This window comes from Erythrobacter sp. F6033 (assembly GCF_023016005.1).
Classification (GTDB): domain Bacteria; phylum Pseudomonadota; class Alphaproteobacteria; order Sphingomonadales; family Sphingomonadaceae; genus Erythrobacter.
The window spans coordinates 2425069-2450000 of the sequence record NZ_JALKAZ010000001.1 but is presented as its reverse complement, the minus strand read 5'-3'; the positions used below and the strand labels follow the sequence as shown (position 1 = coordinate 2450000).

21 protein-coding genes (1 of these 21 running past the window's edge) are annotated in these 24932 nt (G+C 55.1%); 14 read left to right on the top strand and 7 right to left on the bottom strand.

The genetic code is table 11. From position 1 onward, the window contains the following. The 5 genes from MWU39_RS11520 to MWU39_RS11500 all read right to left on the bottom strand — a co-directional run. A protein-coding gene (locus tag MWU39_RS11520) for an alpha-amylase family protein (RefSeq protein ID WP_247160185.1) crosses the window boundary here: on the bottom strand, positions 1–1037 show its start. The gene continues 1330 nt to the left of window position 1, outside the view; 1037 of the gene's 2367 nt are visible here — the first part of the coding sequence; its start codon is at positions 1035–1037; the stop codon falls past the left edge of the window. A gap of 127 nt (positions 1038–1164) precedes the next feature. Next, positions 1165–3063: a CRTAC1 family protein gene (locus MWU39_RS11515; RefSeq protein WP_247160184.1), complete on the bottom strand. Its 1899-nt coding sequence runs from the start codon at positions 3061–3063 to the stop codon at positions 1165–1167. Between the two features lie 6 nt (positions 3064–3069). Then, positions 3070–3372 carry a hypothetical protein gene (locus MWU39_RS11510; protein WP_247160183.1) on the bottom strand — a complete coding sequence of 101 codons (303 nt, stop codon included), beginning with the start codon at positions 3370–3372 and terminating at the stop codon, positions 3070–3072. 29 nt (positions 3373–3401) lie between these two features. Beyond that, positions 3402–4409, bottom strand: a complete 1008-nt coding sequence (locus MWU39_RS11505) for an SDR family oxidoreductase (RefSeq protein WP_247160182.1) — start codon at positions 4407–4409, stop codon at positions 3402–3404. After that, positions 4406–5461: a formylglycine-generating enzyme family protein gene (locus MWU39_RS11500; protein ID WP_281501106.1), complete on the bottom strand. Its 1056-nt coding sequence runs from the start codon at positions 5459–5461 to the stop codon at positions 4406–4408. Before MWU39_RS11500 ends, MWU39_RS11505 begins: the two co-directional genes overlap by 4 nt. 179 nt (positions 5462–5640) lie before the next feature. On the opposite strand from MWU39_RS11500, the gene MWU39_RS11495 reads away from it, so the two are divergent. From MWU39_RS11495 to MWU39_RS11470, 6 genes are all read left to right on the top strand, one after another. After that, entirely contained in the window at positions 5641–7080 is a 1440-nt protein-coding gene (locus MWU39_RS11495; protein ID WP_247160180.1) for an aldehyde dehydrogenase family protein, read from the top strand. 31 nt (positions 7081–7111) lie between these two features. Beyond that, positions 7112–8563 (top strand): sulfatase-like hydrolase/transferase, encoded by a 1452-nt coding sequence (locus tag MWU39_RS11490; RefSeq protein WP_247160179.1) that lies wholly within the window; start codon positions 7112–7114, stop codon positions 8561–8563. A 3-nt stretch (positions 8564–8566) separates the two neighbouring features. After that, complete coding sequence (locus tag MWU39_RS11485) at positions 8567–10090, top strand: sulfatase-like hydrolase/transferase (RefSeq protein ID WP_247160178.1); 1524 nt, start codon at positions 8567–8569, stop codon at positions 10088–10090. Further along, positions 10087–10971 (top strand): SMP-30/gluconolactonase/LRE family protein, encoded by an 885-nt coding sequence (locus tag MWU39_RS11480; protein ID WP_247160177.1) that lies wholly within the window; start codon positions 10087–10089, stop codon positions 10969–10971. Before MWU39_RS11485 ends, MWU39_RS11480 begins: the two co-directional genes overlap by 4 nt. Before the next feature lie 68 nt (positions 10972–11039). After that, positions 11040–11786 carry a FadR/GntR family transcriptional regulator gene (locus MWU39_RS11475; protein WP_247160176.1) on the top strand — a complete coding sequence of 249 codons (747 nt, stop codon included), beginning with the start codon at positions 11040–11042 and terminating at the stop codon, positions 11784–11786. 33 nt (positions 11787–11819) lie between these two features. Further along, positions 11820–13277: a sulfatase-like hydrolase/transferase gene (locus tag MWU39_RS11470; RefSeq protein WP_247160175.1), complete on the top strand. Its 1458-nt coding sequence runs from the start codon at positions 11820–11822 to the stop codon at positions 13275–13277. Here the strand turns inward: MWU39_RS11470 and MWU39_RS11465 are convergent. Beyond that, positions 13265–14044, bottom strand: a complete 780-nt coding sequence (locus MWU39_RS11465) for a glucose 1-dehydrogenase (RefSeq protein ID WP_247160174.1) — start codon at positions 14042–14044, stop codon at positions 13265–13267. The genes MWU39_RS11470 and MWU39_RS11465 overlap by 13 nt on opposite strands. A gap of 35 nt (positions 14045–14079) precedes the next feature. Then, positions 14080–15642, bottom strand: coding sequence for an MFS transporter (locus MWU39_RS11460; protein WP_247160172.1), 1563 nt, complete (start codon positions 15640–15642; stop codon positions 14080–14082). 166 nt (positions 15643–15808) lie between these two features. Here MWU39_RS11460 and MWU39_RS11455 point away from each other — a divergent pair, with 166 nt between their 5' ends. From MWU39_RS11455 to MWU39_RS11420, 8 genes are all read left to right on the top strand, one after another. Further along, on the top strand, positions 15809–16726 hold the full coding sequence (locus MWU39_RS11455; protein ID WP_247160170.1) for a 2-dehydro-3-deoxygalactonokinase: 918 nt from the start codon (positions 15809–15811) through the stop codon (positions 16724–16726). Between the two features lie 27 nt (positions 16727–16753). Next, complete coding sequence (locus MWU39_RS11450) at positions 16754–17374, top strand: 2-dehydro-3-deoxy-6-phosphogalactonate aldolase (RefSeq protein ID WP_247160169.1); 621 nt, start codon at positions 16754–16756, stop codon at positions 17372–17374. A gap of 21 nt (positions 17375–17395) precedes the next feature. Next, positions 17396–18541: a mandelate racemase/muconate lactonizing enzyme family protein gene (locus tag MWU39_RS11445; protein ID WP_247160167.1), complete on the top strand. Its 1146-nt coding sequence runs from the start codon at positions 17396–17398 to the stop codon at positions 18539–18541. 124 nt (positions 18542–18665) lie between these two features. Next, positions 18666–19061 carry a hypothetical protein gene (locus tag MWU39_RS11440; RefSeq protein ID WP_247160166.1) on the top strand — a complete coding sequence of 132 codons (396 nt, stop codon included), beginning with the start codon at positions 18666–18668 and terminating at the stop codon, positions 19059–19061. Positions 19062–19097: 36 nt separating this feature from the next. After that, positions 19098–20369 (top strand): mandelate racemase/muconate lactonizing enzyme family protein, encoded by a 1272-nt coding sequence (locus tag MWU39_RS11435; protein WP_247160164.1) that lies wholly within the window; start codon positions 19098–19100, stop codon positions 20367–20369. Positions 20370–20526: 157 nt separating this feature from the next. Beyond that, the gene (locus tag MWU39_RS11430) at positions 20527–23817 is read left to right on the top strand and encodes a TonB-dependent receptor (protein WP_247160163.1); all 3291 of its coding nucleotides are present in this window, start codon (positions 20527–20529) and stop codon (positions 23815–23817) included. A 217-nt stretch (positions 23818–24034) separates the two neighbouring features. Next, on the top strand, positions 24035–24610 hold the full coding sequence (locus MWU39_RS11425) for a hypothetical protein (protein WP_247160162.1): 576 nt from the start codon (positions 24035–24037) through the stop codon (positions 24608–24610). Between the two features lie 109 nt (positions 24611–24719). Next, complete coding sequence (locus tag MWU39_RS11420) at positions 24720–24920, top strand: helix-turn-helix domain-containing protein (protein ID WP_247160160.1); 201 nt, start codon at positions 24720–24722, stop codon at positions 24918–24920. The last annotated feature ends 12 nt before the right edge of the window (positions 24921–24932 follow it).

Below are 24932 nucleotides of genomic sequence, written 5' to 3'. Positions count from 1 at the left end.
AGTTCCACGCTATCAAAATTGGTGAAGCTGCTGCCCCAATTTGCGTTGAGTGCCGCGATGTCGCCATCGTATTTTTCGGTCAACCACTGGCGGAAGAAATTGAACGTATGGTCCGAAATCTGCTGCATTTCGCCAAAGCGCGCAGTCCAATGGTTCTTCTCGGCGAAGTAATGAGGCTCATTTGATAGGACAAAGCCAAGCTGTGTTACCTTCTTGCCCTTTGTCAGCTCGCCCATGTCGCGGGCGATTTTGCCCCAGCTTTTCCGGATTAGAGGATTGTCGATATCAAAGCCGGTGAACAGCGATCGGCTCATGCCAATCTGCGGCTCCTTTTCTGCCATCCAGTCGGGGTAGCCCATGTTCCAGAAATACAGAAAGCCGACATTGGACGGATCAATATCGGTCACTTCGCGCAAAAGCTCGGGGTCATAGGTCCCGTCTTCACGAAGCAGATAGGTGTTGATCGCGCGGTCATGGTTGACCGGGTAAAGGTTCTCGCCCCCGTGGAAGATCGCGCCAAGGTGATCGTTGTAAACGCGGGTATCGGTTAGCGGTGCGCCGACTGTTTTCGAGAAATAGTCATAGAGGAAGACCGGGCGACCTGCGCTGTAAAGAGCATTGTCGCCGACGGTGATGTTTTTCCAATCAACCGGGTTAGCCGCGGGCCGGTCAATTTTGCCTGCCAACACGTCTTTCAGTTCGGCGATGCCGGTGTCGAGCATTTTGCCAACTTCGGTGCGTTCGAATTCCGGGAGGATATCGGCGTAATATTTTTTCCGCGCGACGAAATCCTTTTTATAATAGCCGAACGCTGCTTCGATCTGATCGCGATTTTCCTCGTCCCAGTTGGCGAATTTCAGAAACTCCTTGGAAAACCAGACGAGCGTCTCTTCGCGCTTTACGTCAATACCGCGCGCCTGAGCGTCTTCCATCAAACCTTCGAGCGTGGCGATTTTCGCGCGCGCTTTGGCTTCGCTTTCGGACATGTCACTGGCAGCGACAGTTTCGGTGGATGCGGATGCTACCTGCGAGGGCATCCCTTGCGCTGTCGAACAGCCAGCAGCCAACGCAAGAAGCGATGCTGCGTATAGAGGACGTAGTGTCATTGAGGTTCTCCAAAGAAATTGGTGCGAGCACATTCGATTTGGGCGGAGGAAATCTGCGTCATTTGCGCCCGGCTATGACGGATGAGTTTGGCGCGACATCGCGCAGTGTTTGGTTTTCACCATTGGACCACGCGACAGTGATAGTGTCCGCTTTGGGACAAGTGCCGATGCCGAAATGCACCTGACCGCTTGCCATGTGATGGAAGCCGTCCGAGGTCGTTCCGATCACCCGGGTTTGGGTCGATCCGCATGCCGATAAAGTGACGCGTGCCGCGCTGATCGCGACATTGTCTTTGGGTGAACGTCCCGTTTCAAGAACGATGTGCCCGTTGTCTTGCGCGCCAAGGCCGGTGTTGCGGGCCATATGCCAGCGGCCGCGTTCATTGCCGAAAACCAGATCGAGCAAGCCATCCTTGTCAAAATCGATCACGGATAGGCCATGGCCTATCGCACCAATCTCTGTCGATGTGACGCCAGCATTGCCGGCTTTGCGGAAACCTTGCCCCTGCTGGTTCAGCAGGACGACATGACCCACCGGATGAACCATGTTGCCGTAATAGCTATAGGCGATGTCGATCCAACCATCATTGTTGAAGTCGCCCACGGCCGCACCAGTCGTCTGCTTTGGCTCATCTATGCCTGCAGATTCTGCCACATCGACAAATTTCCCGTCGCGGTTTTCAAGAAGCAGCGCTGGCAATGGGCCGCGATTGACCGCGGGTGGAGCTTTGACGACATTCTGGACCACTGCGGCCAATCGTGAATGGACATCTCCGCCGATCCGCCATTTCCCATCGCCAAGATAGCCGATGTGGAGGCCGCGCAGTTCACCTTCGGGCCACCCTTGCGCCTCTTCGGGCTTGAGTGTCAGCTTGCCGCCGGCGTGATTGTCTGGCTTTTCGGTTTGTACTTCGCGCTTGTCCTCGCCGACATAGATGCCGTGCGTCGCGTAGCTTTCCTGGATGTTGTCGATCACCAGATCGCCATCGATCACAAAATCGCCGACCATAAATTCCTTGCGGAACACGAAGAAACCATAGCTGCCCAGGTCCGGATCGTAATAGGATTCGCTCTCAAACTTCTTGGCCGAACGGGTCAGAAACAGATCCATATCGCCATCATTGTCGAAATCGAGTTCAACGATGCTGCTGACATTGGGTGTCTCTGATAGCGGGCCCAGGACATCCTTGGTGACATCAACAAATTTGCCATCGCTGGCTTTGCGTGCGGCGATCATGTCGGCTGCGCCGTAAACAAGCAGATCGGGTTTCCTGTCAGCTTCGAAATCGGTCACCAGCATATGAAAGCTGATCGCGTGCCGGGCCTCTGGCAGATGCTCGTGGAAATTCAATTTTCCGCCCGAATTCAGATACAATTCGTTCCCGGCCAAATCGTCACGGTTGCGCGGGGCAAACCCTGTATAAATCAGATCGAGCGCGCCGTCGGCGTTCGCGTCAAGAAACTTGATCGACCGGCCACGACCTTGCTCGAAATATGAAAACGTTTCAGCTCTTTCGATTGATCTATCGGCGTTGACTATGAACCGGACAGGATGACGCGGATTGTCTCCGTCGCCGCCACCTTGGGCAATGATCACATCCATCCTGCCATCGGCATCATAATCTTCGGCGCCGATGCCGTGGACGTCACCACTGATAATGGCGACCGGCTTGGAGAATTTGCCTTCATTGTTCCAATAAACCGATGCGGCATGACCGTGATCGTTGATGATGATATCATCCCATCCATCCCCATCCAGATCGGAGACGACGGGCGCACCCCACAAACGGCGGTTGGCCGTGTCGAAAGGGATCGCGTCGGATGCGTTGGTAAACAGTGTATTCGGAGCCGCAGCGCTGGCTGATTGCAGGGACGGTGCCTTGGAGCATCCGGCCAATGCGCATGCGAGTGCGAGACCTGAAATCTGTACTGGGAGTCTGATGGTGTCACGCGTCATATCGATTTACTCGTTGATCCAGTGCCGGGCCGGACGGTTGCTTTCGAAATCGCGCATATCTTCGCGATAGAGGATGTCTTCCGGACGGCGGATGGCGCTATCTTCATCTTCATCTTCATCCTCATCTTCGGCAGAGGCAGCGTTCAGCGCTGCTTGAATACGGCGGTGGGTATCGTCCGTTTTGAATTCTTGAAAATCAGGGTCCGGAAACAGATGGGTTGGCGCAGCGTCGTGCACCGTGTTTTCGAAGTAACTGCTCGGCTCATGGGCCACCACTGGCTGGTAGATGCCAGCGAAAAGTGCGGTCACCGCAAAAGGGCGGAGCGGGTGTGTCACCGCTAGTTTCCGAGCACTTTCTTGGCAGCCTTGGCGAAGCGTCCGCGTGAGAGGAAACCTGCGTGCGTTTCCCGGCTCGCTGCGTTGATTTGCACCTGCGGTGTTCCGTCCGCGCTTACCATCACGCGAAGCGGGCGTTCGCCAGCGGGCCTCGCAATCAGCGCGGCAATAGCAAGGGCGATGTCGTCTGGATCGCCTCTCAAGTTTGGAATGTTGCCAGAGCCCATATTGCCGCTCATCACGCCGTATCCATCGAGGTGTTCCGGTGCGGAGCGGTTCTTGAGGGCGAGGGTCAATTCTTCGCGGTTTTCCCAGAAATCAGTCGGATAACCGCCCGGCTGCACAATCGAAACGTCCACACCTTGATCAGCCACTTCGTAGGCTAGGGTTTCAGACGAGGCCTCAACCGCGAATTTTGTAGGGCAATAATGCCCCAGTCCCGGCCAAATGATCCGGCCTGAAACGGACGATACATTGATAATCTGTCCTGATCCGCGCGCCCGCATCGCTGGGAGCACTGAGCGGATCATCCGCTGATAACCAATGACGTTTGTGTCATAGGCCAATCTGGTCGCCTCGATGTCTTGAGCCTCGATCGGCCCGACGATTGCGATGCCCGCATTGTTGATCAGCACATCCGGAGCGCCGCCGATGAGGTCGCGAGCCTCTTCGCTACCCTGCGCGACGCTGGCGTCGTCAAGCACGTCGATTTCAACGACATGCAAATCCAATTTGTTCGAAGCTGCCTCTGCCCGAAGCGTATCTGCTTCAAGGCGTGGAAGGTTGCGCATCGTCGCAATGACTTTAGCGCCAAGCGACGCACAATAGAGCGCGGTCTGTCTGCCAAACCCGCTGGAACAGCCGGTGATAAGAACCGATTGGCCCTTCAGGCTTTCCGGTTCTGCAGCTGCCAGTTTCTCAGCGGATAAAGAAGTCGCCAAAGGCAGCGCCGCTCCTGCAGCCAGCAGGTTGCGACGCGAGAGGCTGGTTTGTGCGGTGTCGCTGGTCATTGTATTTCCTCGTTTATCGGGCGCATGGCGGCATCTTCGCTGTCATAGGCCAATCGGAACCCGACATTGCTGGCCCCAAGGCCGGGATCTCTGCCCTGGCGGGCGGCAGGGCGATAACGCTGACAATAATTGGGTGCGCAAAGATAACTGCCACCTTTCATGACGCGCGATGGCAGGCCGGGATTGCCGGGATCATAGGCGGCATTTTCAGATGGGCCGCGAGGGTTTGTGCTGGGCGCTTCTGGATCGTGTCCGGGGGCGTAAAAATCGCTGGTGACTTCCCAGACATTGCCGATCATGTCGAAGAGGCCCCAATCGTTTGGTTCGTAACAACCGACAGGTGCAACTCCTGCGAAACCATCTTCGGCGTAGTCTTTGACTGGAAAGGCGCCTTGCCAGCTATTGGCTTCGCTTGGCTGATCGGTGTAATTTTCATTGCCCGCCCGTGCGGCGTATTCCCACTCCGCCTCGGTTGGGATTCGGCCGCCGCGCCACCGTGCGTAAGCTTGCATATCCTCATAGGCGAGGTGGACGACAGGGCGGTTGGGTTCGGCTTTCTTCCCTTCTGCTCCGGTCGGCAATTTCCAGTTTGCCCCCGGGCGATATTCCCACCAATCGGTGTAACGGGTCGAAGCGAATGCGGGTTCTGTGAATACGGCGGACCCGGGCTGAAGCATGTCAGGCGGAATCTGACTCTCAGGAACGCCGAAAACTGCTGGGTCAACCGGCTTTTCCGCCACCGTCACGTATCCAGTTGCTTGCGTGAATTTGGCGAATTGGGCGTTCGTGACTTCTGTCGAATCGATCCAGAATTCATCTACACTGACTTCCCGGATTGGGCCTTCTTCGCGGTAGACATTTTCCTGTCCCATCGGAAAAGACCCCGCAGCGACGCGGACCACTGATTGAGCTGGGACAGCGCATTCGCGTTTCGCTATGTCAGGTGGGGATTGAGTGCCTTCTTCTGACGAAGTGCAGCCCGCAAGCGTCCCTGCCGCAATGAAACCCGCCAGCAACAATGGCGTTGGTATAGCAAGCCGCTTGGTTCGCATTTCTCTCCCCGTCTCAGCCATCTTCCGTCGACAACACGTGCCGCTTAGGATTGACTGTCAAACATATGATGTTTAGCTACGTCGTATTATCCGTTTGCACTTCGGTCAATGCGTTTTTGACTAATTCGAAGCGGCGCTAACGCATAAACGCGGCGAGTTGGATCGCCAGAGGAGAGGATATGAGCGCGCGGATTTTCCCGCAATATATCGCAGGCGAACTGGTTTCGCATGATGCAACAATTGATGTCATCAATCCTGCCGACAACACCGTGTCTGGCGCGATTGTCGCTTCCACTCGTGCAGACGTAGATCGCGCGTTGGAGGCGGCACAGGCCGCGTTTCCGGGCTGGTCCCAGCTGTCTGGAGCTGAGCGGGCTGATTGGATGGACCGTCTTCGCGTTGCGGTCGTTGCCGAACGTGAAGTGCTGACCAATCTGGTCCACATTGAAATGGGCAAGCCATGGGCAGGCGCGGTCGAAGATTTTGAGATGCTCGTATCGAGCCTCGAATATTATGCCGGCCTCGCGCGTGAGCTTGATAGTTCTACGCTGGAAGATCCGCATGGCACGCACACGCATCGCATAGTCAGAGAGCCTCTGGGTGTGGTCGGAGCGTTTCTCGCTTGGAATTTTCCGCTGCTGAACCTCGCATACAAAATTGGACCTGCGATGGCTTCCGGCTGCCCGATTGTGATCAAACCATCGGCCAAGACCCCGCTTTCGACCTATGAGGTTGGTAGAATTTGCCATGAGATCGGCTTGCCGGCTGGCGTGGTGAATGTTGTGGGCGGCGATGATGCAGCAATCGGAGATCAGATTTCGGCCTCGCCCATTCCGGCGATCCTGACTCTGATTGGATCGACCGAAACCGGGAAGCATGTGATCCGAACCGGCGCGACAAGCATTAAGAGATATTCCATGGAACTCGGCGGCAACGCGCCTGCGCTGGTTTTTGCCGATGCGGATCTCGACCTTGCGGCGGACACGATAGCGGCACTCAAATTCGGAAATTCGGGCCAAATCTGCGTAACTCCCAACAGGGTCTATGCGGAGCCGGAAATCGCAGAAGAGTTGGCATCAAAAATCGTCGAACGTGCGAATGCTGTCAAAGTCGGCTTCGATCGTGACGCCGAAATTGGCATGGGGCCGTTGATCGATGCCGGTGCGCGGACCCGTATCGAGGGGCTTGTTTCTGACGCTGCTTTGCAAGGCGCTGAGGTTCTCGCTGGCAATTGCATTCCTGAAAACGTGGCGAGTGATGCTTTCTTTGCACCGACCGTGTTGGGTTCGGTTGGACAGGACATGCGGGTCGCGCGGGAAGAAGTGTTCGGACCTGTTGTAAATCTGATGGAGCCTGTCGCTGGGGAAGCGGCAATGATTGCAGCGGCCAATGACACCGATGCCGCGCTTACCGCCTATGTCTTCACCAAGGATGCCGCAAAGGCGCAAAGGTGCGCGGATGCCTTGCGGTTTGGCGAGGTTCAGGTGAACGGGGTCAAATATTCTATCGAACTTCCGCATGGCGGCTTCAAACAATCGGGTGTGGGCGTGGATTGTTCGCACTTTGCGCTCGATGATTACTTCGCGATCAAACGCATCAGTACTGCGATAACGACATAGGGATTGGCTGAACGCCAAGGGAGAGAACTTGATGCTCAAAAAATTAGCATTTGCGGCCGTAAGCGTGGCTCTGGCGGGTTGCACCATGCAGGCTCCTGCGCCTGTCGCAGCGGCGTCCGACAACAGCGCGCAGTCTGAACCAATGGCGTTGGAGCGAGCACCGAATATCATTGTGATCCTTACCGATGACCAAGGCTACGCCGATGTTGGCTTCAACGGCAGTACCGATATACCTACGCCCAACATCGATCGCATCGCCAATGAAGGCGTTCGTTTTGACCAAGGATATGTCAGCTTTCCCGTATGCGGGCCAAGCCGTGCAGGGTTGCTCACCGGGCGTTACCAATCCCGGTTTGGCTATGACCTCAACTCATCAGAGAACCCTCTCGATACCAAAGCGGGCCTTCCGCTGACTGAACGCACTATCGCAGATGTGCTGGCGCCGTCCGGCTATACGAGTGCGATCATTGGCAAATGGCATATGGGCAATCACCCGCAGTTCCATCCTTTGGAGCGGGGCTTTGATGAATTTTACGGCTTCACCAATGGTGGTCACAATTATTTCCTCGACCGTCTGCGCCCGATTCCGGTGGCCGAGGCGCAGAATGGCGGACAGCTCTATCAAAGTTGGTTGATGGTTGGCCGCGAGCAGGTCAAAACGAGCGGTTACCTGACCGACTGGCTTTCGGAAAAGGCGGTCGATTTTGTGGAGCGGAGAAAGGATGAGCCATTCTTCCTCTATCTCGCTTACAACGCGCCGCACACTCCGATGCACGCGACGCAGGAATATCTCGATCGCTTCAAGCATATCAAAGATGAGCGCCGCCGCACTTATGCGGCGATGATCAGCGCGGTCGATGACGGTGTTGGCGATGTCCTCAACAAGTTGGACGAACTTGACCTGGCTGAAGACACGATTGTGTTCTTCCTCTCTGACAACGGCGGACCGTTGGTGCGCGCTCGCAACGGATCAATCAATCTGCCGTTGAAAGGCGGTAAGGGCGACATTTACGAAGGTGGGGTCCGTGTTCCGTTTGCTATGCGTTGGAGCGGCCAGATTCCGGCTGGCGGCGATTACAAGCATCCGGTCAGCTCGCTCGATATTATGGCAACTGCTGCGGGCGTAAACGGTGTGAACGCACCTGCCCAAAACGCATTGGATGGCGTCAATCTGATCCCGTATCTCGCCGGTGATTTGCGCAATCAGGCCCCTAAGCGTCAGCTATTCTGGCGTTATCCCGCCAATACCCGCGACAATTCGCGCATTGGCCGGTTTGGTGTGGTCGAAGGCAGCGATAAGCTGGTTGAGTACCAACGGCGGCGGATGTTCTACGACCTTTCAAACGACAAGGGCGAGCAGACAAACCTGCAGACCTCCGAAAAGGCGCGTTCTGACGAATTGCAAAAGGCGTGGGAACGTTGGAACGCACAAATGGCAGACGAAAGCGCGATTTCCATCTTCAATGAATGGCAGGGGTCATAATAGATGTTGCTCCGCACCCTTGCTGTCCTCGGAGCCTTTGCTCTCACATCGTGCGCGACGCTGGCCAATGGCCAGTCAGCCGAGGCGACTAGTCAGGAAGCAGCCGAAGAAGAAAAGCCGAACATCCTCATCCTGTTTTTTGATGATTTGAGGTTCGACAGTTTCTCTTACCGGGGTGGGCCTGTGCCGACGCCGAATATCGATGCGCTGGCCGCTGAATCGACCCGCTTTGATATGGCAATCACCACCACTGGATTGTGCTCGCCATCGCGTGCTGCGCTGTTCACCGGACGCTGGGGACACCGCACCGGGCTTGATGACAATCTTGGCCTGTGGACTTCGCGTCTCAATGACATGAATCCGGAAGAGGGCGGCTTCCTGCGGGATGCGGCCGATAGCGGGTATTATGTCGGCTATGTGGGTAAGTGGCATTTGGGCGAACGCGGCCCGCAAATCCGCGGCGCTGAATTTGCAAAACTTGATGCCGAAGTCACTGCAGGTATCAAGCCTTACACGCCATACGCTGGGCTGGAGATCATTCGCGGATACAACAGCGGTGCGCGCGATGCGGGCGGAGAGAAACACCAATATTACCAGACGACAGCGGGTGGATATGAAGACACACCGGCTGCGGAGAAAGTGCATGACGGACAGGAGTTGATCCGCAATGCAGCGCGGCGCGGAGAGCCGTTTTTGGGAGTGGTGAGCTTTCAACAGCCGCATCCGCCCTATCGCGTGCCAGAACCCTATGCCTCTATGTTCGATCCGGCTGAGATCGCTTTACCAAGCAATTTCGGTGCGGCGCGTAAGAACAAGCCTTTGGCTCAAGAATATGCGTATTGGCCGTGGCACGATGTTGGCCACATGACGGAAACCGACTGGCGTGAATCCCGCGCCAAATATTACGGCGCCGTGGCGATGATCGACCGCGCTGTTGGCGATTTAATCCGCACCGCAAAAGAAGAAGGCATCTATGATGATCTTCATATTGTTTTTCTGGGCGATCAAGGGAGCATGATTGGTGAGCACGGCCTCTATGACAAGGCCGCCTATGCATATGACGAGCTAATGCGCATCCCGCTCTTGATGCGCGATCCGGATGCAAAACCCGGCGTCGTCAATCGCCATGTGTCGCTGATTGATATTCCTGCGACTCTCTTTGACTGGATGAAGCTGACGCCGTCCAAACCTATCGACGGTCGTTCACTTGCTGGCGTGATTGACGGGTCTAGCGCGCTGACGGGGCCGGACGATGCTCTGTATGCGTTTGAATGGTACAATGGCGCGTGGTTCGGTCTGCGTGCCATTCGCACGCCCGAGCACAAATATGTCTGGAACCCGGGCGACAGCCGAGACGAGCTGTATGATTTGGTGACTGATCCCGGCGAAGTGACAAACCTTATCAGTTCACGCGAACACGCAGATGTTGTTCGTCAATTGCGGGGCCGTCTGCTCGATCGGCTTGAAGCTATCGAAGATCCGTCTGCGAAAAAACTGCAGAGTTTTATCGAGCGGACTTACAAATGATGACCGAACAGGGTGAGTGCAGGGTGGTGGATGTCTTTGATGATCGCGCTTGCGGATTGGGCGAAGGGCCGTTGTGGCATCCTGATCGACAAGAGCTGTTCTGGGTGGATATCCCGAACCAGAAAGTGATGAGTAGCGGCGTTGAAGGGCAGCGCGAGCACCGTTTTGACGAAATGGTCTCTGCCTTGGCGTTGATAGACGCCGACACATTGTTGCTTGCGACTGAAACCGGTTTGCACAGTCTTGCGATTGCCGATTGGACGACCGAAAGGTTATGCGATATCGAAGCAGGCGATCCGGAAACGCGGAGCAATGATGGCAGGGCCGACCCTTGGGGAGGTTTCTGGATCGGCACGATGAGCAAATCCGCCGAAGAAGGCGCGGGCGCTGTCTATCGCTACTATCGCGGCGAGCTTCACGTCCTGGTGCCAAGCATCACCATTCCAAACGGTATTTGCTTCGACCATGGCGCCAAGCTGGCCTATTTTACAGATTCAGCCGCCAAGAAAACGTGGCGCATTGCTCTGGATGATGACGGTTGGCCGGCTGCCGAGCCGGAGCTCTTCCTCGACTTTACGGAAGACGGCACCACGATTGATGGCGCGATCATCGATCAACAAGGCCACATCCTGGCGGCTATCTTTGACGGAGGCGCCGTTTTCCGGATCTCACCCGATGGAAAAATCGTGGATCGGTTCGAAACACAAACGCCGCGCTCAACCTGCCCCGCGTTTGGCGGCAAGAATTACACAGACATGTTCGTGACAACGGCGGCAATCGGCCTTGCCAATGTCGAATCCGACTGCATCGTTCATGGCACGACCTTGCGCTTTGCTGGCTGTGTCATCGGAGTTGCAGAACCGGTATTCCGGACCAATTGAGCATGTCTGCAGACAGTAAACGTAATACCTATTTGGCGAGACTCGATATTGGGTCTAATGCAAGTGGCATGAGCGAACTTGTCTATTATGACCTTAAGGACACTGCGAATGTCCGTTTGAGTCTTCCCGCCCAAATGGCCCGTGAAATGGGTCGCCGAATCGTTGCCGGAACGTTTGAACCGGGCGAGCTAATCGATGACGAAAACTCGCTGGCCGAACGCTATTCCGTCAGCCGGGTCGTTGTTCGGGAGGCGGTCAAAATTCTGGTAGAAAAGGGCATGCTTTCTGTTCGGCGCGGGGTCGGCACTCATGTGCGAACACGCAACAACTGGAAGCTGCTCGACGATGATGTCATGGCTTGGCACCTTTCCGCCCCGCCGCGCAGAGATTTCCTCGCTCAATTGGCTGAAATTAGGCTAGCCATCGAGCCAAAGGCTGCGCGCTGGGCCGCCGAACGCGCAACTGAAGAAGATATTCAGAGCATTCAACTCGCCTGTGATCGGATGGCAGAAGAACAGGGATCGACAGAGCGTTTCATCATCGCCGATGCGCTGTTTCACAAAGCGATCCTGCGTGCTGCCCACAATGAATTTCTGGCTGCCATCGAAGGCGTGACCTATTCGGCGCTCCTGATCAGCGTGCGCATCACGAACAAGGATCCGCGCGAGAATGGCGCGTCGATCCCGTTCCACCGCGATCTGGCGAACGCAATCGAAGAGCGTGACCCGGATAAAGCCGAAAAATTGACTTCAAAACTGCTCGAAGATGCGGTTCGTCGCCTCCGATTGGAATTAGGCGAAGACCCGGTGCTTTGAGCCTTCGCTCAACCTCCACCTGACGGAATTTCTATGACCCGGCCCAACGTCTTTCAAACCCTGCTCGCACTGTTTGCTCTGATTGTTTCGGGACCACTCTCAGCGGAGGATCAGCCAAATATTCTGCTGATATTCTCTGATGATGCTGGATACGAAGATTTTGGGTTCCATGGCAGCAAGGATATCCGCACGCCCAATCTAGACGCTCTTGCTGAGCGTGGGGTCGTTTTTACACAAGGCTATGTGACCGATCCGACCTGTGGCCCTTCGCGTGCGGGATTGATGACGGGGCGTTATCAGCAGCGCTTTGGCTATCAGGAAATCAACGTGCCGGGCTATATGAGCCCCAACTCGAAATTCCTCGGCGATGATATGGGCTTGCCGCTCGATCAATGGACCATTGCCGATTATTTGAAGCGTCAGGGTTACCGCACTGCTGTGTATGGCAAGTGGCATCTTGGAAATGCCGATCGCTTTCACCCGCGCTACCGCGGATTTGATGAATTCTACGGCTTTCGCGGCGGTGCGCGCAGTTTCTTCCCTTATAAGAATGGCCGCAGGAACAACACGCGTGACGAGCTGATGGAGCGCGGTTTCCGCAATTTCGAAGAACCCAGTGGCTACGTAACCGATGTTCTGGGCGAAGAAGCGGCGAAGTTTGTCGCACGCGATGATGAAGCCCCTTTCTTCATCTATCTCTCGTTCAACGCGCCGCACACGCCGATGGAGGCCACAGAAGAAGACCTTGCCCGTTTCCCTAATTTGACGGGGAAGCGCAAAACCTATGCTGCCATGATGTGGGCGATGGACCGTGCGATTGGCAATGTCTTTGATGCAATCAAACAGGCTGGAGAGCTCGACAACACGATTGTTGTGTTCACGAATGACAACGGCGGGCCAACGGATAAGAATGCGTCTATCAACTGGCCGCTTGCGGGTACGAAGTCGAACCATCTCGAAGGCGGTATTCGTGTGCCTTACGTCATCAGCTGGCCTGAAAAGCTTGGCCCCGGCACCTTTGATCGCCCGGTCAGCACGATGGATTTGCTGCCAAGTTTCCATGTCGCGGCTGGAGGGGACGAGGCCGAGCTTGAGAACATCGATGGCGTCAACCTCTGGCCACATCTGAGCGGCGCGAAAAAGGGGAACCCGCACGAACAATTGTTCTGGAAAAAGGATGTCCGCGCGGCGATGCGGCGTGGCGATTGGAAGCTCATCCGGTTCGCTGATCGACCTGCGCAATTGTTCAATATCGCGCGCGATCCCGAAGAGCAGAGCGATCTGTCGCCCGAGAATCCATCAATCCTGAAAGATATGTTCCAGAAACTGCATCAGTGGGAATTGACCCACGAACGTCCGCTTTGGACGCTCGACCAGCAGTTTGAAGAATACGATACAGACCGGATGGATCGTTACCGTCAGCCAGGGCGCGATTTGGAGCCTTGGAATTGGAGGCCAGACCGCAAGACGGTGCCGCCTCAGTCGGAATAAAAGGCCGAACGCCCACCATCGACCACGAGAGATTGGCCAGTCATGAAGCTGCTTTCCTCACAGGCGAGGAACAGCGCTGGATAGGCCATTTCTTCACAGCTGGCGCTGCGTTTCAGTGGGTGCAGATCACCAACCCATTTGCGCACTCCGGCCGGATCATCAAGCTCTTCCCATCCGCGCAACGCAGTCGGTGTTTCGACCATGCCAGGGCACAGCGCGTTCACGCGAATGTTCTCTGGACCGTATTCGACGGCAAGGCTGCGCGTCAGGCCAATGACGCCATGCTTTGTGACGGCGTATGGAAAATGACCGGTCACGATCTGGAATGAATGAACCGAGCCCAAATTGACGATCGAACCGCGCCCGGCCTTGCGCATGAACGGCAACACCGCCCGGCTGCATTCCCACATTCCTTCGAGATTGACCGCGAAGATCTTATGCCACAGTTCCGGAGTCGCCTCCGCTGGATCGTCTGTAAATGCAATGAAGCCGGCATTGTTGACGAGCACGCTGGGCTCACCCAAGTTCTCGACGGTCTGTTCCACCATCTGTGCGATGGACGCAGGCTCAGCAATATCTGTCTCGACGAAGATGGCATCGCCGCTCTTGTCGCAGATACCTGCTTTGACTTCTTCGCCAAGTTCCCTGTTCACATCGGCAATGCACACTTTAGCACCTTCGCGCGCGAAGAGTTCCGCAATTGCTCTGCCGATGCCGTCCGCTCCGCCAGTCACAATCGCGACCTGACTGTCCAGTCTTCCCCGCATAACGCCCCTCTCGCGTGTGTTCGTTTGGCTTGATGCTATGTGCGTATCAGCTCTTGCTCAAGCTGTTCGATCGTCTTGCCCTTGGTTTCAGGCAATAGGAAGTACATCGCGACCAGCCCGATAACGCCAATCACCGCGAAAATCAGGAAGGTTGTCGCCGATCCCATGTTTTCGAGTTGCCAAGGAAAAGCCTGAGTGATCGCGTAACTCGAAATTGTTTGTACCAGTGCGACAAATGGTAAGGCCACGCTGCGCACGGATGTCGGGAAAAGCTCCGAAAATATCACCCACATAATGGGGCCGATCGACATGTTGAAGGCTGCATAGAAAGCGAACAGGCCGAACAGAACAAAGAATGGTTCAATGGTGATCGTGCTGTCGATGATTGCGCCGCTAACCAGAGGAAGCTCTTCAAGCGAATAGATCGATGCAAGATCGGTCTTAAGCTCGACATCACTTTCGTAGACATTGCCGACGAGGCCGTCGAGACGTGAGGTTTCGAACTCCGGATCTGCAGCCGTGATCTGTGTGATCGACGCCTCGTTCAACTCGTATGTTGCAGAATTGAAGCCGTACCAGGTGGAGGTATGCGCCACCACCACAAGGCCAAGCCCAAGTAAGGTGAGGGTGCGGCGGCCCCACTTCTCCACCAGTGAAATCGCAACAAGCGTTCCAAGCACTGCGACCAAACCTAAAATCATCGTCTGGAAGAATGTGTCTTCGGTGGTCATCCCGACCTGCTCAAATACGGTCGGGGCGAAGAACAACACGGCATTCATGCCAGTTGCCCCCTGCACAACCGCATAGATGCAAGCGACGGCGAGCACATACCACATTGGGCGCGAAAACAGCTTACCCAACTGTACCACGACGTCGGTTCGGGTCTCATTCTCAACTGACTGCTCGACATCGGCGAGTACAGCCGCAACCTGATCTTCTGGCAGGGTTTTGGCGAAAATCTCGCGTGCTTCGATGTCTTGTCCTTTGGATATCAACCACCGCGGGCTCTTTGGGATTGTGTAGAGCGCCGCAATCCAGATCACGTTAAAGATGATCTCGAAACCGAGCATGAAGCGCCAGATGTTTTGATCTGTGAACATCGCGACATCATCAATCCAACCGACGAGGAAGTAGTTCACGATAAACGCCAAAAGGCTGCCCAACGTGATCAACAATTGCGATACAGAGACAAACCGTCCGCGTTGGTCTGCGGGTGCGATCTCGCCAATATACATCGCCGATACGGTCAGCGATGCGAAGGCAACGCCGCCGATAAATCGGCCGAGCACCAGCACTTCGTAGCTGGGCGCGAAAGCCGAAAGGGCGGCTGACACCAAATAGGTATAGGCGATGGCGAGAAGGATGCGCTTACGACCGAAGCGGTCGCAGAGCATACCAGTGAAAAACAGTGCGAAGATAACGCCCACCAACGGCACCGATGCAACCAAGCCAGCTTGCGTCGAACTCAATCCGAACAGCGCGCTAACGTACCGCATCGCTCCGGAAATGTTTGCTGCATCAAGGCCGAAAACAAAACCACCAAAGGCGGCGATCAAGGCATAGCGCGTGACATTGCGCCGCGTGGTTGAAACCTGCATCAGGTGGTATCCCTCTCCATAGTCCCGGCGCTAATTTCCCCGCGCCAGATTTGTCCGACGATATGACACATAGATTTGACCTATGCAAACATATGATGAATCATGTAGGGCTGAGTGCGGCCGCGTTAATGACGGCATGAATGACACAGCATTGGCGGAGTAGGGGATGTATTCGAAACCGTATATCGGAGTTGACTGGGGAACCAGCCGAATGCGCGCCATGCTGATTGAAGAAGGTGTGAGCGCGCCTGATCGTGATCATATTGCCTATGGCGATGGGATTGCGAAATTGAACCGACCGATTGCTGATGTCCTGCTTGAAACGATTGAGCCATGGACCAGCAAGTTCGGCAAACTTAATATCGTTATGGCCGGGATGGTCGGCTCGAACATTGGCTGGCGCGAAACGGGCTATGTCGATTGCCCCGCGACGCTGCACGAATTGTCGGCCCATGCCGAAGGTTTCAATCAATGCGGCCACAAAATGGCGATCCTGCCAGGGCTGCGCTGTGAAAACCCGATGGGGCAGGCTGATCTGATGCGCGGTGAGGAGCTGCAGATGCTCGGCTGGCTCGCCAGTAATCCGGACGCTTCGCAGGAAGATCGCCTGTTCTGCCTGCCTGGCACGCACACAAAATGGTGTAGAATGTCGGGTTCGCGATTAGAGTCATTCAACACTGCGCTCACAGGCGAATTGTTCGCGCTGCTCAAAGAGCATTCGATCCTTGTCGCAAAGTCGGACGTTATCTTCGCCAAGCCGTTTGATCAGGATAGCTTTCTAGCGGGCGTCGAATTGATGTTGAACCATCCCGACGCGCTTTTGCATTCGCTGTTTTCAACACGAACGCGAACGCTCACCAACCCAGACGGCGCAGGGGACGGGCCAAGCTACATGTCCGGATTGCTGCTTGGATCCTGCGTGCAAAATGCGCTCAGCTTGTATGGTGTTCCAGAGCAAGGCGTGGAATTGATCGGTGATCCGTCGCTGTGCAGCAAATACGCGCTGGCGATCGAGCGTTTGGGTCACAAGAGCACCACACTTGATGGAATAGATGCAATCCACGCCGGTTTCTTGGCGCTGTGACGCCGCAGTTTTCACGAAAGGCACTCCATGACGACAATTGAAGACGCAATCGCAGCCTGCCCGCTGGTAGCCATCCTTCGCGGTGTGAAGCCGGAAGAGGTCGTGGCGATTGGTGAGGAGCTTTATTCGAAAGGGTTTCGCTGCATCGAGGTGCCACTCAATTCGCCTGACCCGTACAAATCGATCAAAATGTTGACCGATGCGATACCGGCAGACTGCATCACGGGCGCAGGAACTGTTCTTACGGTAGAGCACGTAAAACTGGTGCGTGAAGCGGGTGGTCGGATCATCGTCTCACCGAATTTCAACGCAGATGTTGTGCGCGAAACTGTGAAGTCCGGAATGATTTCCTTGCCAGGCGTAGCCACGCCGACTGAGGCTTTTGCAGCGATCGAAGCCGGGGCAAACTGGCTTAAGGTGTTTCCTGCTTCGACATATGGATCGGACCATATCAAAGCGATGAAATCTGTGCTTCCAACCAATGCGCGGATCGTTGTGACTGGCGGTGTCAGCGCGGAAACCATTCAGGACTGGCGCAAGGCGGGCGTGGATGGATATGGTATCGGAGGCGAACTCTATCGCAAAGGCGATACGGTTGACGCGGTAAGTCAGAAAGCAGAGGCTTTGCGCGCCGCAACTGGCATGTGAACTGACTGCGAGGAGGGGTTCTTGAAGATCACCGATGTGAAGGCTTACCCAGTTTGGGTGGGGCATCGAAATCTGTGTCTTGTAAAAGTCGAGACCGACGAAGGCATCACGGGCTGGGGCGAATCCGGCCTGTCCAGCCGTGAAAAAGCTGTCGCCGGCGCGGTTGATCATTTTCGCGAGTTCTTGATTGGCAAAGACGCGGGCCGGATCGGCGCAATCTGGCAGGAAGTGTATCGCGGGCAATATTTTGAAGGCGGACGCGTTCTAACCGCTGCACTGTCGGCAATCGACATCGCGCTTTGGGACATTCGCGGCAAAGCGCTGAATATACCGATCCACGCACTGCTTGGCGGAAAACAGCGTGACAGAGTGCAGTGCTTCGTCACATCGATAAAGCCGCATGATGAAACTTTAATCGAAGAAGTGAATCAATTCATCGCTAATGGCTGGAAAGTCATCCGCACTGCGGCGGGCGATATGGCGGCTGGGACCGTTAATATCGACAAGAGCGTCTCTAACACGGCCAGCGTGCTAACCGAATTGCGGTCTGAAATCGGCCCGGACATTGTGCTGGGCATTGATTTTCATTCGCGCCTATCGGTCGCAGAAGCGGCCCGGTTCTGCCAAAAAATGCCATCCGGAACTTTGGACTTTCTCGAAGAGCCAATCCGGTATCAATCGGTGGAGGCATACGAGGCGCTGCGCAAGATGACGGATGTTCCTTTCGCTATCGGAGAGGAATGCTCAGACAAGTGGCAATTCGCACCTCTGATTGAGCGAGGTCTGACGAATTATGCGCGGATCGATGTGTGCAATGTCGGTGGAATCACCGAAGCGATGAAGGTCGCTGCAATGGCCGAAACGCACTACATTGATGTCATGCCGCATGATCCGCTTGGGCCTATTTGCACAGCGGCGTCGCTCCAAATATGCGCCGCGATTCCAAATTGCGGATGGTACGAAGTCGCGCCTTATGCGCTGCGCGATGGCGACGAAGAAGGGCTCTATTTTGAACACGCCCCGCACGAGGAAAACTGTGCTCTCGAGATCACTGACCGTCCCGGTCACGGTGTGCTTGTCAATGAAGAGGCAGTCGAGGCGGCTAGCTTCAAATTCTGGGAAGCCCCGAGGATGACACGGCCGGACGGCTCTTTCACAAACTGGTGATGCTTTGGTGCAACCAGAAAATGCACAAGGCCGCTTGCAATTAGCAAACATATGATGTTTATATAGTCCGCACAGGTCGGAAAGCGTGGTGCGAATCGCGCGGCGGCCCGTAGGGAGAGACTATATGCAGAGTTGGGCAGGCCGCCTCTTGAAGGCAGGCGCACTTATCACTTTGGGGTTCGCGACCGCTGCGGCGGCCGATACTGGCGGCTTTAAGGATTCTGTTGACGCGAATGGCGATGGGGCGCTCTCGCTCGACGAATTCGTGATGGCGATGGCGGAGCGCGACTACGGTCGTTTCGACGTAAACAAAGATGATCGCATTACGATCGCCGAGTGGACAGTGGCGGGCGGTGATTTTCAAACCCTAACTGCCGAACGCTTCAACGCCGATAGTGATGACGAGATGAGCGCGGCTGAACTCGTCGAAGTCTACAGTTGGATTTTCGGTAATCGCGACAAAGATCGCAACGGTGCGCTCGCGCCGTCAGAGACGCCTCCTTTTCTGCTCAAGAAGTAATTTCTGCCTTTGATGCCGAAGGGAGGGGAGGCTGTCTTGGAAATTCAAACATCTGATGTGACAGGTAGTGTGATGAATGGAGCTGGTGTGGCTCCGGACACTAATGATAGCGCACAGGGGCGCAGCCTTCGCGTTGCACTCGGCAAGATACGTATCACGGCGATCAAAAGCCATGTGCTGCAATACGATCTCGATGATGAGCTCGGATATTCGCAGCAATATTACACGAAGCGCACCGCTCACCTTGTGGAAGTTCAGACGGATGCCGGAATTACCGGTTGGGGTGAGTGCTTTGGCGGCGGCGCAATCGCTTTTGCCAACAAGACAATCGTCGAGCGGGTCATTGCCCCTATGATCGTTGGTGACGATGCGCTGGACCGCGAAGTTATCTGGCACAAGGTGTATAATCTTCTCCGTGATCACGGGCAGAAGGGTATGCCGATCCAATCATTGTCAGGGGTTGATATCGCGCTTTGGGATATCGCCGGTAAAGCTCAGGGGGTTCCTGTCTGGAAGCTCCTTGGTGGGGCCTTCCGTGAGCGTATTCCAGCTTATGGCTATGGCATGATGCTGCAGCGCAAGGATGATCTCGCCGAACGTTTTGCAGCAGAGAGCGCCCGCATCAAGGATGCTGGCTTTGGCGCCATGAAGATGAAGATCGGTCTCGGACCGAAGCGCGATATTCAGCTTGTCGAGGCCGTGCGTAAATCGATCGGTGACGATATTGATCTCATGGTCGACGCCAATCACGCATACACCACCCGCGAGGCAATACCCTTGGGCCGAGCCCTGGAAGAGCTCGGTGTCTACTGGTTCGAAGAACCGGTCGCGCCTGAAGACCGCCAGGGCTACCGTGATCTGTGTACAGCGCTTGATCTCAATATCGCAGGCGGTGAGGCCGAATTCACCCGGTGGGGTTTCCGTGACCTGATTGAGGGGCGCTGCGTCGATATCCTTCAACCTGAAGTTTGCGCCCTTGGCGGGATAAGTGAGTACCAAAAGGTCTTGGCGCTTGCGCAGGCGCACTTCGTGCCGGTCGTCAATCACGTTTGGGGATCAGCGGTGGCGGTTGGGACCAACCTACACCTGCTGGCGGCACTGCCCGATTTCCCAGGCGCCGCGCATCCGGTCCAACCGATGCTCGAATATGACACGACGCCGAACCGTTTCCGCGAGGAGCTCCTTCAGGAGCCCCTTCGCATCAATGAACAAGTCGCTGAAAATGGGGGCACAGTGGCGATACCGACGGCGCCAGGGCTTGGCGTCGATCCAGACCTGAAATTCATCAAGCACTTCGAAGTCAATTGAAGAAACTGCCGCGTCGCGCGGCACCAAAGAAATTGAGCCTTGCAAATAGGCCAACAAAAAATGGGAGAGAATAATGCGGACCATCAATAAACTTGGAACCAAACCCGGCCGAGCGGCAAGCTTGCTGGCCGGTGCGTCAGTCGCGGCCATGGCCTGCATGGCAGCGCCAGCATACGCCCAAAGCGCGGATGAAGAACAGGCGACTGTTGCCGACGGAGAGGAAACAGAAAACACGATTGTTGTTACCGGTTTCCGTCGTTCGCTGGCGGACGCTCTCGAAGAGAAGCGCTCATCGGGCAATATCGTAGACGGTATCAACGCCGAGGATATCGGCAAATCATCAGACCAGAACATCGCCGAAGCTCTTCAGCGCGTCACCGGTGTTTCGATTGACCGCGCAGACGGCGAAGGCACGACTGTTACCGTCCGCGGTGTCGATGCGAACCTCAACAACGTCACTCTAAACGGCGTAACTGTTACGAACGCAGCTGGCGATGTCCGCAATGGCAGCGCGGGACAGGCTGTCGATTTTAGCGCGTTCAGCTCGGATCTCTTGTCGCGTATCGAAGTGGCAAAGACCGCAAGTGCGGACGACAATGAAGGTAGTCTCGGCGCTACAATTCGGCTGAAGACATTCAAGCCGCTTGCTGTTCGGAAAGATCGCCGGGTCATTGATCTTCAAGCCCGCTATTCACCGTTCGCAGACGAAAGCTTCAACGTCGGTGATGACGTGTTTGGCGGTGATTACCGTTTCAACGTAGCTTTCTCCGAGAAGCTTGCAAACGATACGCTGGGTATCTCTCTCGTAGCAACTTCCGAGAAAAACTCTGGTCGACGCGATGCACTCAACATCCCGCGCTACGAGGCCACCAACAACATTCGGGATCCGTTCGTGAACGGAGCAGGTCAAGAGCTTCTTACGGGCGGCATTACCAATATCGAGACAGGCCAACTTGAATTCAGTGGCCCAAATCCCGAAGACCAACTGCGTGTCCTTCTGCCGTTCGAAGTCGCGTATCAGCAGCAATTCTTTGAGACCACTCGCAACAGCTTGACTGGCTCGATCCAGTGGAAGCCTTCAAGCAGAACAGACGTTCAGCTCGACGCGACGTACACCCATACAAACCGTGTTCGCAGCAACGATCAAATTGCCATCCGTGCTGCGCCACAGTTTTTCCCTCTTTGGCAGGGTACCGAAAACTTCTACGATCCCGAAAATTCAACACTGTTGAACTATCGGGCTACTTCGAACGGGTTTGGCCCGGGTAACGCACGTAACCCAGGATACATTCGGCCGGTCACTGAATTCGAAGACATTGATGAGGAAACATTCGTACTCGGGTTCAATATCGAGCACGAGGCTGGTGATTTCACTTTCAATTTCTCTGGCGGTCATTCCGACAGTAAAGGGCGTGACAACGACTATATCTTTGCAACGGCACAAATCGAAAACCAGGCAGGCGGTCCAAACCCGCAAACGCCTGATAACAACTCCTTCAACGGTTTCCGCCAGCGTCCTGGGTTGACCAAGGGTTTTGATTGTATCCCCGGACAGATTTGCAGTATTTTCCTGAGCGACACGGTGGCAAACCGTACTCTGGGCGGTACCAACGAAGCCAACCCTGATCTCGCGATTATCGATGATGCTTTTGAGTTTGATATCGGTTCGATCAACTCACGTGACCGTGCAATTGACGACACCGCATCCTCGCTTTTCTTCGATGTCGATTGGGATGCAGATATCGGCCCATTCACGACGATTGAAGCTGGTTTCAAATGGGAAGATCGTAATCGCGTTCAACGTCAGACGAACAGCTTCCTAAGCCGGTTCGACTTCTCGACGCCGCGCGCAGACATTCGTCCATTCGTAACCGGTGGCCAAGCGCTTACAAATGGATTTGGTGAGCGTATCGGCTTGCCGCGCGACAGCATCACCGATGGTATCGTTCAATTTGATCCGTTTTTGCTTCGGACTGCGCTTCAGGCGGAACGCGGCGATGCAGGCATAACTTCGCCTGATGGCCGTGATTTCCGTGATCTGGGTCTTGAGGTTTACGGCGGATACTTGCTGGCGAACTTCGAACTGGCAAACGGTCGAGTCTTTGGTGATATCGGCGCGCGTTGGGTCAAGACGAACGTCGATGTTGCTGGTGGTTCACTGCCTTCACCAAGCTTCTTGCAATTCGCCAATCGTCCTGAAAACCTTGAATTCTTCGGCTTCTTCGGAGCTGGCGATCCCAACAACACGGCGACTCTGGCGGAAGCACAGGCTGCGATCGTAAACGTGCTCGGCGCGGACCTTCTGGACCGTAATGATCCTGGGTTTGTTGATCTCGAAGCAGTCGATGCATCTGACACCTTCAGTTACGATAACTTCTTGCCATCATTGAACGTCAATTGGCTGGCCGCAGAAGATCTGGTTATCCGTTTCGCTGCGTCGCGGACAATGGCGCGGCCAAACATCGACCGTCTGCGTCCGAACTTCCTCTTCAATGAGAACACTTTTGCGAACTCGTTCGCAAGCTCGGGCAACCCGCAGCTGAGGCCGTTCCTTTCGGACAACCTAGATCTTTCGGTTGAATGGTATTTCGACAAAAACTCGCTGTTCTCTGTCGCTCTCTACAACAAGAACATCAAGGATGCTGAACGTACTGCGTCTGAAACGTTCTACATTCGCGATTTCCGTAACCTGCTGTTCGACGGCAACGGTGTGTTTGACCCGAACAGCGGTTTCGAACCGTCGGCATCAAGCCTGCTGCTTCCGTTCACACCAAACGCTCAGCCTTTGGACCAGTGTTTGCCAAACCGCGTGCTTGATCTGTCACTCTCAGATCCGAACATGCTGCGTGAATGCGAACTTGTGCAGTTCAACCGTCCTATCAACGCGGCCAATGCCTTTGTTCGCGGTGCTGAGGTCTCGCTGCAGCACAACTTCACATACCTTCCTGGGTTGCTTAGCGGTCTTGGCTTCATCGCCAACTACACCTACGCAGATTCAGAGGTTGAAGAGCAGACGATCACCGACGTTCTCGGCAATGACACCACGTTCCGTGCTGCACCTTTGCCGAACACGTCGCGGCATACCTTCAACGTGACTGGTTTCTACGAGAAGGACGGTGTGCAGCTTCGCGTTGCTTATAACACTCGCTCTGACTTCCTTCGCTCGTCTGCTCCTGAGCTGGGCGGAACACGCCGTTACAGCGAGGGCGTTGATTCACTCGATGTATCGGGCGGTTTGCAGATCACTGACTATCTCGCGTTCAATTTCCAGGCAGTGAACTTGCTGGATTCTGTTCGTCGCGACTACGCTGTTCTGGAAGCTGACCAAGCTGTGCCTAACGCCATTGCGGGAGAAGACCTTTCACTTGGAGGTGCTCCCAATGATCGGACACTCTTGGTGGCGAACACCGGTCGCATCTATCGCTTCGGTCTTCGTTTCACCTTCTAACGATTTCCTCTCCCAGGGATGAAAAGCGGCTCGGCAGCAATGTTGGGCCGCTTTTTTGTTGGGAGCACAGCGGAAAGGCCTATTCTGACCGTCCGCAATTGTTGGTCGGAGATCGAGGCGGAGCTGAAGCAATTTGCTGCAGCGACAACAGAAACTGGCGATATAGGTTTGAAGGTTGAAAGCTTGATTACTTTATTGCGATGCGTAGCTTTGAGCAATGATGCGTACGCTCCTCCCTGACGCCGTGGAATGGTATTCAGATGCTCAAGAATGGGCCGAGTTTTCTGAATGGAGGGAGAAACCAAAGCCGATCATGCTTGATCGAAACGGTCGTTTTCCCGACGTACCTCACGAGCTTGCCGACCATCTGTTTGATCGAGTGATTCAACATTTACGAACAGGCGATCTGGTAGCGCTTGGCCGATGGGGCCAAAGGTCAGCGTTTGAAGAAATCGAGCCGGAGCATTGGCTCACTTCATGGTACAATATCTGGTTCAACGAGCTTGGCTACGGCGATGAAGGAAGGGTCGGGTTTAGTGGCATATTGGTTGAACAGCGGCCAAAGACTGTCGCCGATCCTCCGCTACAGGCTAAAAGAACCGCAGTTAAGCGCTTTATGAAAGATTGGTGCGAAGCAAATCCTGATGCGAAGATCACTCGAGCAGATATGCTTGAGAAAACTAAATCTGAACTTTCGACCATAGGTGGAATTTCGACCAACATGTTTAACGAGACCTGGCGTCGGGAATTTCCTGCTGAGCACAAGTTTAGGAACCGGCCTCCGCTAAGTTGAGACAAAAAGGGTGAGGAGACTTTTAAGCCTTTAGCCACTTTCCTTCCTCTTAATCGATCTGGATCTGCTTAAATCCTCTCAGCCTCACTTATCAAAAGAGGCTGAAATCATGGCGAAAGAGCCAAGAACGTTCTTCACCACCAATGAGTTGGCGGACCGCTGGCGAATAAGCCCTCGTACGCTAGAGGGTTGGCGTGACAAAGGTATTGGTCCGACCTTCACACGAATTGGCAATCGGGTCCGATATCACATCAGTGTGATCGAGCGCGCTGAGCACGATTGGTCGTCAGTCGACCCCGCACACTTCTGATCGAATTCGCAC